Origin of the sequence: Nonomuraea mesophila (assembly GCF_004352805.1) — a bacterium.
Lineage (GTDB): Bacteria > Actinomycetota > Actinomycetes > Streptosporangiales > Streptosporangiaceae > Nonomuraea > Nonomuraea longispora.
Genome location: NZ_SMLD01000013.1, coordinates 25412 through 37669 on the forward strand (window position 1 = coordinate 25412; position 12258 = coordinate 37669).

Genomic DNA, 12258 nt, shown 5'->3' on the forward strand with positions numbered 1-12258 from the left:
GGTTCCCAAAAGGGAGCAGCCTGAACGCGACCTGAGCAGCCACTCGACAGACGTCGGCAGATCGGCGGGCGCGCAGGTTGTCTCAGGCGGCGGCCGTGGCCATTTTGCGTAGGCGGGCCAGGGCGTCGCGCTCGATGCGGCGGGCGCGGTCGCGGCCGATGCCGTAACGTTCGCCGACCTCCGTCAGCGTGTGCTCGCGCCCGTCGAGCAGACCGTAGCGCCAGCGCAGCATCTCGCTCGTGACGCCCTCCAGCCCGGTCAGCCATTCGTCCAGCCGCTCGCGCTCCAGGATGTCGATGGCCTGCTGCTCCGGGTCGGCCCACGTCTCGTCGGCGATCATGTCGCCCAGTTCGGTCTCGTCCTCGTCGCCCACCCCGAGCTGGAGCGAGACCGGGTCGGACGCCCACCGCCGCAGCTCGCGCACCCGCTCGATCGGCAGGTCGAGGATCTGGGCCAGATCGTCGTCGGTCGGCTCGGCGTCGAACTCCGCCAGGATGTCGCGCCGCACACGCATCAACCGGGTCATCTGCTCGCCCGCGTGTGTGGGCAGCCGCACCGGCCGCGCCTGCTCGTGGATCGCCCGCCCCACCGACTGCCTGATCCACCACGTCGCGTAGGTGGAGAACTTGTAGCCCCGCCGGTAGTCGAACTTCTCCACGGCGCGGACCAGGCCGAGATTGCCCTCCTGCACCAGGTCGATGAGCGGCATCCCCCGGCCTGAGTATTTCCTGGCCACCGCCACCACCAGGCGCAGGTTGGCCTGGATGAACTCGTCTTTGGCCCGCTGGCCGGAAATGGCCAGGCGCTCCAGCTCCTCGTCCGCCGCGTCCCCGATGCGCGGCTCCGAGCCCCCGCTGTCGAGCAACTGCTCGGCGAAGAGACCCGCCTCTATCCGCTTGGCGAGCTCCACCTCTTCCTCTGCCGTGAGCAGGGGGACCCGGCCGATCTCGGCCAGATAGGTCCCCAGCAGGTCGCGATCGGCGACATGCTGCTCCTGCGTGCGACTCCCCGTAGGCCTTGCCATCCCCAGGCACCTCGTTCCCGCAGCTGCGTTCCCTACCGGCCCAACGTCCGGCCCGAGGCAAAGATTCCCTAAAGCACTACGTCGGAGGGAGGGTTCTGGATGTCCTCCTCAAGGAGGAGGCCGCCGTGGAACACCTGGTGGACAAGGGGAACGCCAGGTCGGTAGGCCAGATGCACATAGGAGGGGGCGTCGAGAATGACGAGGTCCGCGCGAGCTCCGCGCCGCAACCAGCCTACGTCCGTGCGCCGCAACGCGCGTGCCCCGCCGTACGTGGCCGCCCTGATGGCCTCCAGCGGCGTCATCCGCATCTCGCGTACGGCCAGCGCCACGCAGAACGCCATCGACGACGTGAACGACGACCCCGGGTTGCAGTCGGTCGCCAGCGCCACCGTCGCGCCCGCGTCGAGCAGCCGCCGCGCGTCCGGGTACGGCGAGCGCGTGGAGAACTCCGCCCCCGGCAGCAGCGTCGCCACGGTGCCCGAGGAGGCCAGCGCGTCCACGTCGGCCGCCGAAAGGTGGGTGCAGTGGTCGGCGGAGGCGGCCCCGAGCTCGCAGGCGATCCGCACGCCCGGCCCCTCGGTCAGCTGGTTGGCGTGCACCCGCGCCCCGAGCCCCGCCTTCACGCCCGCCGTGAGGATCTCCCGGGTCTGGTCGCCGTCGAACGCCCCGCGCTCGCAGAACACGTCCACCCACTTCGCGTAGGGGGCGCACGCCTCGAGCATCTCTCCGGCGACGAGCCGCACGTAGGCGTCGGCGTCCACGCCGGAGGGCACCACGTGGGCGCCGAGGAAGGTGGTCTCGTCGGTCAGCACGGTGGCGATCTCCAGGCAGCGGCGCTCGTCCTCGACGGACAGCCCGTAGCCGCTCTTGATCTCCACGGTGGTGGTGCCCTGCGCGAGCATCTCGTTCACCAGGCCGAAGGCGTGGGTGGCCAGCTCGGCGTCCCCCGCGTCGCGCGTGGCGGCGACCGTGGTCCTGATGCCGCCTCCCGTGTAGGGCTCGCCGGACATGCGGGCCTGGAACTCCGCGGTCCTGTCGCCGGCGAAGACGAGGTGGGCGTGGCTGTCGACGAAGCCCGGGATGACGGCCCTGCCCCCGGCGTCCACACGCGCGTCGGCGTCCGGGGCCCGGCTCGCGGGCCCGGCCCAGGCGACCAGGCCGTCCTCGATGACGAGCGCGGCGTCGGGGATCTCCTCGCGTTCCGGGTCGCCGGTGTACAGGAGCCCGATCCCGTCGATCAGCGTCGTGCCCGTCATGGGTTCCTCCTGGGTTGTCGGTGGGCGCCCGCGCGAGCGGTCATCGCAGGGCGGCGATCGCCTCGATGAGCATGGGGCCGACGTCGCCGAGCACGTGCCGGCCCTCGGTGACCACGCGCCGGCCGCCGGAGACGACCGCGTGCACGTCGGACGCCGTGGCCGCGTACACCACGGACTCCAGCCCTCGCGCGCCCGCCGTGCGCACGGAGTCGAGGCGTACGGAGACCAGGTCGGCCCACGCGCCCGGCACGAGCAGGCCCGCGCCGGGGAAGCCGAGCGAGGTGTGGCCCGTGACGGTGGCGGCGCTGAGCAGCTCGTCCGCGCGCCAGTGGCCGCGCGTGTGGGTGGCCAGCCGCTCGTCCAGCTCGACGGCCCTGGCCTCCTCGAACAGGTCGATCACGGCGTGGCTGTCCGAGCCGAGCGTGATCGAGGCTCCCCGGTCGGCCGTCGCCCTGGCGGGACCGACGCCGTCGGCGAGGTCGCGTTCGGTGGTGGGGCACATGCAGACGTAGGAGCCCGACTGGCCGAGCAGCTCGATGTCCACGTCGGTCAGGTGGGTGGCGTGCACGGCGGTCGAGCGCGGCCCCAGCACGCCCCGCTCGTGCAGCACCTGGACGGGCGTGGCCGCGTACATCTCGACGCAGGCCGTGTTCTCCGCCTGCTGCTCGGAGACGTGCACGTGCAGCGGCGCCGCGTTGCGGTGGGAGAACTCCGCCACGACCGGCATCTGCTCGGGCGGCACCGCGCGCACCGAGTGGATGGCCGCGCCGATCTCCACGTCGGGCTGCCCGTCGTACGCCGCCACCAGCTCCTCCGCCCTGGTCTCCCAGCCTTCGGCGTCGCCGTCGGTGAAACGCAGTTGCGTGCCGGTCAGCGGCGCGCCGATGCCTCCCGACAGGTAGCAGGTGTCGAGCAGCGCGATGCGCAGACCGGCGTCGCGGGCCGCCTGGATCAGGGCGTGGCCCATCGCGTTGGGGTCGTCGTAGGGCCGGCCGTCCCCGGCGTGGTGCAAATAGTGGAACTCGCCCACGCACGTCACCCCGGCCAGCGCCATCTCCGCGTAGACGGCCCTCGCCAGGCGGAGGTAGGAGCCGGGGTCCAGCTTGGCCGCCGCGGTGTACATCCGCTCGCGCCAGGTCCAGAAGTCGCCCCTGCCCTCCTGGGTGCTGCCGCGCAGCGCGCGGTGGAAGGCGTGGGAGTGGGCGTTGGCCAGGCCGGGGATGGTGAGCCCCGCCAGCCGCTCCGCCGGACCCGGCGGGCCCTGGCCGATGCGCGCGATCCGCTCACCCTCGATCTCGACGAGCACGCCGTCGGTGACGCCTTCGGGCAGCCACGCCTGCTCGCACCAGTACACGTGGGAGGCTCCGCCCACGGCGGATCCACCGCTCCCCGCCCCCATCAGGACCTCGGCTTCGTCTCGGTCAGCGACACAGATCCTCCAGCACGTCCGCGAGTGCCACGACTCCCGCCTCGCAGTCTGCCTGTTCGGCGTGCTCATCGGGCGAGTGGGACACGCCGGTGGGGTTCCTGACGAACACCATGGCGCTCGGGACGCCCGCCGTCGCGAGGATTCCCGCGTCGTGCCCGGCTCCTGTCGCCAGGATCGGCGCGGGCGTGTCGCCTCCCGCGGCCCTGGCCAGCCGGTCGCGCAGCGCCGCGTCGAAGTCGACGACCGGCGTCCACGACTCCTCCCGTACGTCGGCCGCCGCCCCGGCCGTCAGGTCCGCGACGAGGGCGCGTACGGCACTCTCGTCGGCGCCGCGCGCGTCGAGCCAGGCCGAAACGTGGCCGGGGATGGCGTTGGCGTTGCCGGGCGAGACGCGCAGCTTGCCCACCGTGGCCACCACGCCGTGCCGCGCCGCCAGTTCGCGCGCGGCCAGCACCATGCGGGCGAACGGCAGCATCGGGTCGTCGCGGTCGGCCAGCCGGGTGGTGCCCGCGTGGTCGGCCCGGCCGCGGAAGTCGAAGCGCCAGCGGCCGTGCGGCCAGATCGCCCCGGCCACGCCCACGGGGCGGCCCTCGGTGACGAGGCCGCGGCCCTGCTCGACGTGGAGCTCGACGAACGTGCCGATCATGGCAAGCGTCTCGTCGTCACGCCCGGCCTCGTGGGGTCGGCGCCCCGCCCTGGTCATGACGTCGGCCAGCGTGTCGCCGTCGTCGTCCTTGAGCGCGAGCGCCCGCTCGGGGTCGAGCAGGCCGGTGAGCAGCCGCGACCCCATGCAGGGGACGCCGAACCTCGCGCCCTCCTCGTCGGTGAAGCAGGCGACCCCGAGGGGCACGGCCGGGGTGACGCCGCGCGCTCTCAGCAGGTCGAGCGCGGCGAAGGCCGAGACTACGCCGAGCGGCCCGTCGTAGGCGCCGCCCTGGCGCACCGAGTCGAGGTGGCTGCCCGTGACCACGCCGGGCCGCCGCGGCGAGGGGTCGCCCCACCATCCCCACAGGTTGCCGTTGCGGTCCTCCCGCAGGTCGAGGCCCCTTCGCCGGGCCTCGCCCGCGAACCATCCGCGCAGTTCGAGGTCCGCGGGCGACCACGCGTCCCTGACGTAGCCGCCGGTCGCCGGGTCGCGTCCTACGTGAGCGAGTGGTTCGAGCATGACCCCACTGTAGTGAATGACTCCATTCAGGCCCGCGGGCGGATGGTCAGCTCGGTGAGGTGGGCGTCGGGACCGGCGGTGACGGCGGCCAGCACGGCCCGCGCCACGCTCTCCGGCGTGAGATACCGATCGGGCTCGAACTCCCCGCCCTCGAAGGCGCGCACGCCGCGCTGCATGTCGGTGGCCGTCCGCCCGGGATAGACCGTGGTGACGCGGAGCTCGGGCTCCTCCAGGCGCAGCGCGTCGGCGAGGGCCTTCAACGCGAACTTGCTGGCGGAGTAGGAACCCCAGCTTGGGTTGGCCCGCTGGCCCGCCCCCGAATTGACGCAGACGACGTGGCCACCGGCCCGCCGCAGCGCCGGCAGGAGCAGCCTGGTCAGCTCGGCGACGGCGACGACGTTGACGTCCATCGTCCTGCGCCACACGTCGGCGGGCTGGTCGGCGATCCGGCCGAGCTCGCTGATCCCGGCGCAGTGCACGAGCACGTCGAGCCGCTCGACGTGCTCGACGTCGGCCTGCGTGACCCGGGTCAGCTCCACCGGCCACGGCCGCGCACCGGGCAGCTCGGCCGCCACCGCGGCGAGCGCGGCCTCGTCGCGGCCGCCCAGCACGACGTCATATGTCGGGGCCAGAGCTCTGGCGACAGCCGCGCCGACACCCCGGGAAGCGCCGGTGACCAGCGCCGTTGGTCGTTCACTCATGAGCCCAGCCTATTTGACCTTGACGAAAACTCAAGTTTGTACTCAAACTTGAACACATGTCCTCCACGCGCATTCTCATCCTCGGCGCGCTGCTCGACGAGCCCATGAACGGCTACGGCGTCCGCAGGCGACTGGAGACCATGAACGTCGACCGCTGGGCCAACGTGGCCTTCGGCTCGATCTACCACGGGCTGGCCAAGATGGCCGACGAGGGCCTGCTGGAGATCGTCGAGGCCGGCAAGGGGGGCAAGGTCGTCTACGCGATCACCGATGCCGGCCGGGCGGAGTTCCACCGCCTGCTGCTCGGGGCCTGGCACGAGGTGCGGCCGATCATCGACCCCTTCCAGGTCGCGATGACATTCATGGACCGGCTGGAAAAGCAGGAGATTCTGGACGCCCTGTATGGCAGGATGCGTCAGCTCACGATGACCGTGGAGACCTTCGGACACGTCTTCGCCGCCAAAGAGCGTTATGGCACCCCCCGGCACGTTGACGAGAACCTCCGCCTGACCCAAGCCATGCTGCAGACCCAGCTCGACTGGGTGGAGCAGGCGATCGGGCGGGTCGAAGCGGACGAGTTGCCCTAGAAGGAGCGGGAACCCTCATGATCATTCAGGCAGACGGCCTGCGCAAGACCTTCACCACCAGGAGCAGGAAGGGCACCCAGACCGTCGAGGCCGTACGCGGCGTCGGCCTCGAGGTGAAGAAGGGCGAGATCTTCGGCGTGCTCGGCCCCAACGGCGCCGGCAAGACCACGACGATCCGCATGCTCTCCACGTTGATCGCCCCCGACGCGGGCACGGCCGTCATCGCGGGCCACGACCTGCTCAAGGAGCCCGCCGCCGTGCGCCGCAACCTCGGCTACGTGAGCCAGGCCGGCGGCGTGGAGGACACCACGAGTGCCAGGGCCCAGGTCGTGCTGGCCGCCAGGATCCACGACGTGGCCGACCCGAAGCAGGCGGCCGCCGAGGTGCTGGAGCGCTTCGACCTGACCGAGATGGCCGACCGACCGGGCCGTACGCTCTCCGGCGGGCAGAAGCGGCGGGTGGCCATCGCCATCGGGCTGGTGCACAACCCGCCGCTGCTCTTCCTCGACGAGCCCACGACGGGCCTCGACCCGCAGAACCGCGCCAACCTGTGGGAGCGCATCAGGCAGTTGCGCGAGGCCGGCACGAGCGTGCTGCTCAGCACCCACTACCTCGACGAGGCCGACGTGCTGTGCGACCGGCTGATGATCGTCGACCACGGCGAGGTCGTGGCGGAGGGCACCCCCGGTGAGCTCAAGCGGCAGGTGTCCGGCGACGTGATCACACTCAGGGCCGACGACCTGGACAAGGCCGCTGGCACGCTCAAGTCGCTGGCCCGCGAGACCCGTGTCGACGGGGACGTGCTGCGCGTCTACGTCGACGACGGCGAGCGCACTCTGCCCGCGCTGCTGCGGGTGCTGGAGGGCGCGGGCGTCGGGCTGAGCTCGATCGCGCTCGACAGGTCCACCCTCGACGACGTTTTCCTGGCCAAGACCGGCCGCACCCTTCGTGACGCTGGAGCCGACTCATGATCCGCCACACCGTCCTGTTCACCGGCTACGAGTTCAAGAAGTCGTTCAACAATCCCGTCTGGCCGCTGTTCGGCATGATCCAGCCGGTGCTCTATCTGCTGATGTTCGCGCCGCTGCTCAAGACCATGACCCCGGGCGGCACGACCGTCGAAGCGCTGCGCATGTTCACACCGGCGGCGATGATGATGATCGCCGTGTTCGGGTCGTTGTTCTCCGGGTTCGGCCTGATCGCCGACCTGCGCAACGGCTCGCTCGAACGTTTCGCCGTCAGCCCCGCCTGGCGGCCGGCCATCGTGCTCGGCCGGGTCGCCAAGGACATGGTCGTGCTGGTGTGCCAGGCGATCCTGGTGCTGGTCGTGGCGGTGGCGATGGGCGTGCGCATCGGGATCGCCGAGCTGGTGCTGGTGCTGCTGCTCATGGCGGCCACGGGCTTGTTCGCCTCGGGGTTGTCGCAGGGGCTGGCGCTGACCGTGCGCGACGAGAACGGCATGTCGCAGACGCTCAACCTGTTCATGTTGCCGATCATGCTGCTGGCCGGGTTGTTCGTGCCGATCGCGTTCGCGCCCGACTGGATGAAGCTGCTGGCCCCGGTCAACCCGCTCTATCACGCGGTCGAGGCGGGGCGTTCGTTGTTCGCGGGCCGGCTGTCCGACTCGTCGATCCCGGTCGCGTTCGGGATGTTCATCGTGCTGGCGGTGCTCACCACGATCTGGTCGATGCGCTCGCTACGCAGGATCGCCGGTTAGGAACGTACCGGTCTCGTCGGTCATCCGCTCATATTCCTCCAGCCGCGCCCTGGTGCGCAGCGGCGCCGCGTCGGCGATGGCCTCCACCAGGGCCATCGCCAGGGCGAGCGGCGCCGCGTGGGAGTCGAACACGAGGCGGTCGCCGACGGGGGCGTCCAGCACCACCTCCGCCGGGAAGGTGGCCTTGTCGGTGATGGCGGCCACCCGCAGGCCGAGCTTGCCGGCGTATTCCAGCGCCTGGAGCGCTTCGACGGGATATCTCGGCAGCACCACGGCCACCAGCCACTCGCCGCCCGCCCGGCGGGCCGCGTGCAGCCCGTCGGCCAGCTCCGACCCGCCGTGCGTGAGCAGCCGCACGTCGGGGTGGACGCGGCGGGCGTAGTAGGCGAAGGTGGTGGCCAGCCCGCAGGAGACCCGCAGCCCCATGACGGGCAGCGGCTCGGTGGCGGCCAGCTGCTCGCCCAGCTCCTTCAGGGGGAAGGCCGGCAGCCGCTCCCTGACGAGCGCGAGGTTGCGGATCTCGGCGTCGATGGCCCCGCGCAGCAGGCTCTCCTGCGGCGCGTGCGGCCCGCCGCCCAGCACGAGCGGCCGCAGCGCCTGCCGCAGCTCCGGATATCCGGCGAACCCCAGCACCATCGCGAACCTCGTCACCGAGGGCTGGCTCACGCCGGCCCGCTCGGCCAGCTCGACGCTGGACAGGAAGATCGCCTCGTCGAGGTGCTCACTGAGGTAGTGGGCGATCCTGCGCTGCACGGGCGACAACCGCCGGCCGTCCAGCAGCACGCTCAGCCCATCGTGATATCCGTCCGCCACGCCACCTCCAACGTCACCCGGCCCGCGTTCTCATCCCCCACCCTGGTCACAGGGGCGGTCAGGACTCCCGCATCGGGACGCGGACGCCGCGGTCGGCGGCCACCCGGGCGGCCTCCTCGTAGCCGGCGTCCACGTGCCGCATGACGCCGGTGCCCGGGTCGTTGGTCAGCACGCGGTCGAGCTTCTCCGCCGCCAGCGCGGTGCCGTCGGCCACCGTGACCTGGCCCGCGTGGATCGAACGCCCGATGCCGACCCCGCCACCGTGGTGGATGGACACCCAGGCGGCCCCCGAGGCGGTGTTGAGCATGGCGTTGAGCAGCGGCCAGTCGGCGATCGCGTCGGACCCGTCGGCCATGGACTCCGTCTCGCGGTAGGGGGAGGCCACCGACCCGCTGTCGAGGTGGTCACGCCCGATCACGACGGGCGCCTTGAGCTCGCCTGAGGCCACCATGTCGTTGAACCGCTCGCCCGCGACGTTGCGCTCGCCGTATCCCAGCCAGCAGATGCGCGCGGGCAGGCCCTGGAAGTGCACCTTCTCGCCGGCCTTCCTGATCCACCTGGCGAGCGCCTCGTTCTCGGGGAAGAGCTCCAGGATCGCCCGGTCGGTCGCGGCGATGTCGGCCGGGTCGCCGCTCAGCGCCGCCCACCGGAACGGGCCCTTGCCCGCGCAGAACAGCGGCCTGATGTAGGCCGGCACGAACCCCGGGAAGTCGAACGCCCGCGCGTAGCCGGCCAGCCTGGCCTCGCCGCGGATGGAGTTGCCGTAGTCGAACACCTCCGCGCCGGCGTCCTTGAAGCCCACCATGGCCGTGACGTGCCGGGCCATCGAGGCCCGCGCCCGCTCGGTGAACCCGGCCGGGTCCTTGTCACGCTCGGCCGCCATGTCCTCGAAGGCGACCCCCTCCGGCAGGTACATCAGCGGGTCGTGGGCCGAGGTCTGGTCCGTGACGATGTCGATCTCCGCGCCGCGCGCCAGCAGGCCGGGCACCGCCTCCGCGGCGTTGGCCACCACCCCGATCGACAGCGGCCTGCGGGCGTCGCGCGCCTCGTAGGCCAGCCGCAGCGCCTCGTCCAGCGACTCCGCGGCCACGTCGAGGTAGCGGTGCTCGATGCGGCGGGTGACCGAGCGCGGGTCGCAGTCGACGCAGATGGCCACGCCGCCGTTCATGGTGACGGCGAGCGGCTGGGCGCCGCCCATCCCCCCGAGCCCGGCCGTCAGCGTGATCGTCCCGGCCAGCGAGCCGCCGAAGCGCTTGTCGGCGACCGCCGCGAACGTCTCGTACGTGCCCTGCAGGATGCCCTGCGTGCCGATGTAGATCCACGAGCCGGCGGTCATCTGCCCGTACATGGTGAGCCCGGCCGCCTCCAGCCGCCGGAACTCCTCCCAGTTCGCCCAGTCGGGCACGAGGTTGGAGTTGGCGATGAGCACGCGGGGCGCCCACTCGTGGGTGCGGAACACGCCCACGGGGCGCCCCGACTGCACCAGCAGGGTCTCGTCGCCTTCGAGCGTCGTCAGCGTCCTGACCAGCGCGTCGAACGACGGCCAGTCGCGCGCGGCACGGCCCGAGCCGCCGTAGACGACCAGCTGCTCGGGGTGCTCGGCGACCTCCGGGTCCAGATTGTTCTGGAGCATGCGGAGCGCCGCCTCCTGCGGCCACCCCTTGGCGGTGATCGTCGTGCCTCGGGGCGCGCGCACGCTGCGGCTCATGGTGACCCTCCTGAATGAGAGCATTCATCTATGTCACCCGCACACTACATCGCTCAACTCACCAGAAACTGGGTGGCGGCCAGCTCCCGATAGAGCTCGTCCAGGCCGACCAGCTCGTCGTGCGTGCCGACCGCGCGCACGCCCCCGCTCTCCATGACCACGATCCGGTCGGCGCCCGTCACCGTGGACAGGCGGTGCGCGATGACCAGCACCGTGGTCTCCGCGGCCACCTCGGCGATGACCTCGCGCAGCCGCAGCTCGTTGACCGCGTCGAGCTGGGAGGTGGCCTCGTCGAGCAGCAGCAGCCTGGGTTTGCGCAGCAGCGCCCTGGCGATGGCGACGCGCTGCCGCTCGCCGCCCGACAGCAGCACGCCGCGGTGCCCGACCGCCGTCTCCAGCCCTTCGGGCAGCCTGGCCACCAGGTCGTCGAGCCGGGTGCGGGCGATCGCGCGGCGCAGCTCCTCGTCGGTGGCGTCCCTGGCGGCGAACATCAGGTTCTCCCGCAGCGTGCCCGCCAGTACGGGGGCGTCCTGCTCGACGTAGCCGAGCGCGGCGCGCAGCTCCCCGAGCGGCCAGTCGCGGATGTCGCGCCCGCCGATCCTGATCGTCCCGCCCTGGTGGTCGTAGAAGCGTTCGAGCAGGGCGAACACCGTCGACTTTCCCGCTCCCGACGGCCCCACCAGCGCGGTCAGGCCGCCGGGCGGCACCTCGAAGGTGACGCCGTCGTGCACGATCGGCCGGTCGTCGCCGTAGCGGAAGACCACGTCCTCGAACGTCACCCCGACCGGCTCCACACCGCCCTGCGCGCGGCGGACCGGCTCGGCCGGCTCCGCCGGCAGCTCCTCGATCTCCTTGATCCGCTTGAGCGCGGCGAGCCCCTGCTGGAGCTGCACACCGCCCTGGACGAGCTGCCCGATCGGCGGCACGAGGTAGAACAGGTAGAGCAGGAACGCGATCAGCGACGACACCTCCAGCGTGCCGGAGGCCACCCGCGAGCCGCCGACGCCCAGCACGCACAGGAACGCGATCTGCACCGCCATCCACGTCGCCACGCCCGCGAGCGAGGTCCATCCGGCGACCTGCAGCCCCCTGTCGCGGGCGCGCACCGCCGCCTCGCCGACCTCGGCGATCTCGCGCTCCTCTGCGCCGCTCGCCTTCACGGTCCGGTACGCCTGCAGCGCCCGGTCCAGCACGGCCCCCATCTCGCCCACGGCCTCCTGGGCGTGCGACTGGGCCCGCTGGATCCTCGGCATGATCAACGCGACCAGCCCGCCGATCACCACGACCACGAGCAGCGTGATCAGCAGCAGCACGCCGTCCATGGCCGCCATCATGACGACGGCCCCGACCAGCATGAACGCCGAGCTCACCGACTCGACGATGCCGTTGGTCAGCACGGCGCGCAGCAGCGTCGTGTCGCTGGTCACCCGCGACATCAGGTCGCCGGGCTTGAGCCGGTCGACGTCGGCGACCTTGAGCCGCAACATCCGGTCCACGAGGCCGCGCCTGGCGCCGAGCACGATGCCCTCGCCCGTGCGTTCCATCAGGTAACTGCCTCCGGCCGACACCACCGCGCCCACCAGCACCGCGACGGTGAGCCCTAACAGCGGGCCGGCCATCGAGGTGTTCTCTCCGAAGGCGTCGACGACGTACTTGGCCAGCAACGGCATCGCCAGGCCCGCGACCGAGCCGATCAGCCCCAGCAGGCCGCCCACGAACAGGATCTTCCTGTGCGGGCGTACGTAGGCGAGCAACTCCTTGATCACCGCATCCCCTTTCACGACATTTCTCGACTTTTCGCCAACGAACGGGAGCCCTCGATCGGCACCACTCCGTCAGGGTCAACCTAAATTGACGA

11 protein-coding genes are annotated in these 12258 nt (G+C 71.7%); 3 read left to right on the forward strand and 8 right to left on the reverse strand.

Annotation, left to right across the window (positions count from 1 at the left end):
* Positions 1-82: 82 nt before the first annotated feature.
* The 5 genes from E1295_RS07565 to E1295_RS07585 form a co-directional block, all read right to left on the reverse strand.
* Positions 83-1024: a sigma-70 family RNA polymerase sigma factor gene (locus E1295_RS07565; protein WP_132628955.1), complete on the reverse strand. Its 942-nt coding sequence runs from the start codon at positions 1022-1024 to the stop codon at positions 83-85.
* 68 nt (positions 1025-1092) lie between these two features.
* Entirely contained in the window at positions 1093-2280 is a 1188-nt protein-coding gene (gene hutI, locus E1295_RS07570) for an imidazolonepropionase (RefSeq protein WP_132628956.1), read from the reverse strand.
* 40 nt (positions 2281-2320) lie between these two features.
* Positions 2321-3679: a formimidoylglutamate deiminase gene (locus tag E1295_RS07575; RefSeq protein WP_132628957.1), complete on the reverse strand. Its 1359-nt coding sequence runs from the start codon at positions 3677-3679 to the stop codon at positions 2321-2323.
* A 22-nt stretch (positions 3680-3701) separates the two neighbouring features.
* Positions 3702-4874 (reverse strand): allantoate amidohydrolase, encoded by a 1173-nt coding sequence (locus E1295_RS07580; protein ID WP_132628958.1) that lies wholly within the window; start codon positions 4872-4874, stop codon positions 3702-3704.
* Positions 4875-4900: 26 nt separating this feature from the next.
* Positions 4901-5575: an SDR family oxidoreductase gene (locus E1295_RS07585; RefSeq protein ID WP_132628959.1), complete on the reverse strand. Its 675-nt coding sequence runs from the start codon at positions 5573-5575 to the stop codon at positions 4901-4903.
* A 56-nt stretch (positions 5576-5631) separates the two neighbouring features.
* Here E1295_RS07585 and E1295_RS07590 point away from each other — a divergent pair, with 56 nt between their 5' ends.
* From E1295_RS07590 to E1295_RS07600, 3 genes are read left to right on the forward strand one after another with little or no spacing between them, the layout of a single operon-like run.
* On the forward strand, positions 5632-6162 hold the full coding sequence (locus tag E1295_RS07590) for a PadR family transcriptional regulator (protein WP_132628960.1): 531 nt from the start codon (positions 5632-5634) through the stop codon (positions 6160-6162).
* Between the two features lie 17 nt (positions 6163-6179).
* On the forward strand, positions 6180-7133 hold the full coding sequence (locus E1295_RS07595; protein ID WP_132628961.1) for an ATP-binding cassette domain-containing protein: 954 nt from the start codon (positions 6180-6182) through the stop codon (positions 7131-7133).
* Complete coding sequence (locus E1295_RS07600) at positions 7130-7879, forward strand: ABC transporter permease (protein ID WP_132628962.1); 750 nt, start codon at positions 7130-7132, stop codon at positions 7877-7879. Before E1295_RS07595 ends, E1295_RS07600 begins: the two co-directional genes overlap by 4 nt.
* On the opposite strand, the gene E1295_RS07605 is transcribed toward E1295_RS07600, so the two are convergent.
* The 3 genes from E1295_RS07605 to E1295_RS07615 are packed head-to-tail and all read right to left on the reverse strand — an operon-like array spanning position 7859 to position 12166.
* Positions 7859-8692 carry a MurR/RpiR family transcriptional regulator gene (locus E1295_RS07605; RefSeq protein WP_132628963.1) on the reverse strand — a complete coding sequence of 278 codons (834 nt, stop codon included), beginning with the start codon at positions 8690-8692 and terminating at the stop codon, positions 7859-7861. The genes E1295_RS07600 and E1295_RS07605 overlap by 21 nt on opposite strands.
* A gap of 58 nt (positions 8693-8750) precedes the next feature.
* Positions 8751-10400, reverse strand: coding sequence for a urocanate hydratase (gene hutU, locus E1295_RS07610; protein WP_220448593.1), 1650 nt, complete (start codon positions 10398-10400; stop codon positions 8751-8753).
* A gap of 53 nt (positions 10401-10453) precedes the next feature.
* Positions 10454-12166 (reverse strand): ABC transporter ATP-binding protein, encoded by a 1713-nt coding sequence (locus E1295_RS07615; protein WP_246079900.1) that lies wholly within the window; start codon positions 12164-12166, stop codon positions 10454-10456.
* Positions 12167-12258: the final 92 nt, after the last annotated feature.

Bases quoted from the DNA above. Each gene is read 5' to 3' on its own strand.
- E1295_RS07565 (WP_132628955.1), bottom strand. From the start codon at position 1,024: ATGGCAAGGCCTACGGGGAGTCGCACGCAGGAGCAGCATGTCGCCGAT.
- hutI (WP_132628956.1), bottom strand. From the start codon at position 2,280: ATGACGGGCACGACGCTGATCGACGGGATCGGGCTCCTGTACACCGGC.
- E1295_RS07575 (WP_132628957.1), bottom strand. From the start codon at position 3,679: ATGGGGGCGGGGAGCGGTGGATCCGCCGTGGGCGGAGCCTCCCACGTG.
- E1295_RS07580 (WP_132628958.1), bottom strand. From the start codon at position 4,874: ATGCTCGAACCACTCGCTCACGTAGGACGCGACCCGGCGACCGGCGGC.
- E1295_RS07585 (WP_132628959.1), bottom strand. From the start codon at position 5,575: ATGAGTGAACGACCAACGGCGCTGGTCACCGGCGCTTCCCGGGGTGTC.
- E1295_RS07590 (WP_132628960.1), top strand. From the start codon at position 5,632: ATGTCCTCCACGCGCATTCTCATCCTCGGCGCGCTGCTCGACGAGCCC.
- E1295_RS07595 (WP_132628961.1), top strand. From the start codon at position 6,180: ATGATCATTCAGGCAGACGGCCTGCGCAAGACCTTCACCACCAGGAGC.
- E1295_RS07600 (WP_132628962.1), top strand. From the start codon at position 7,130: ATGATCCGCCACACCGTCCTGTTCACCGGCTACGAGTTCAAGAAGTCG.
- hutU (WP_220448593.1), bottom strand. From the start codon at position 10,400: ATGAGCCGCAGCGTGCGCGCGCCCCGAGGCACGACGATCACCGCCAAG.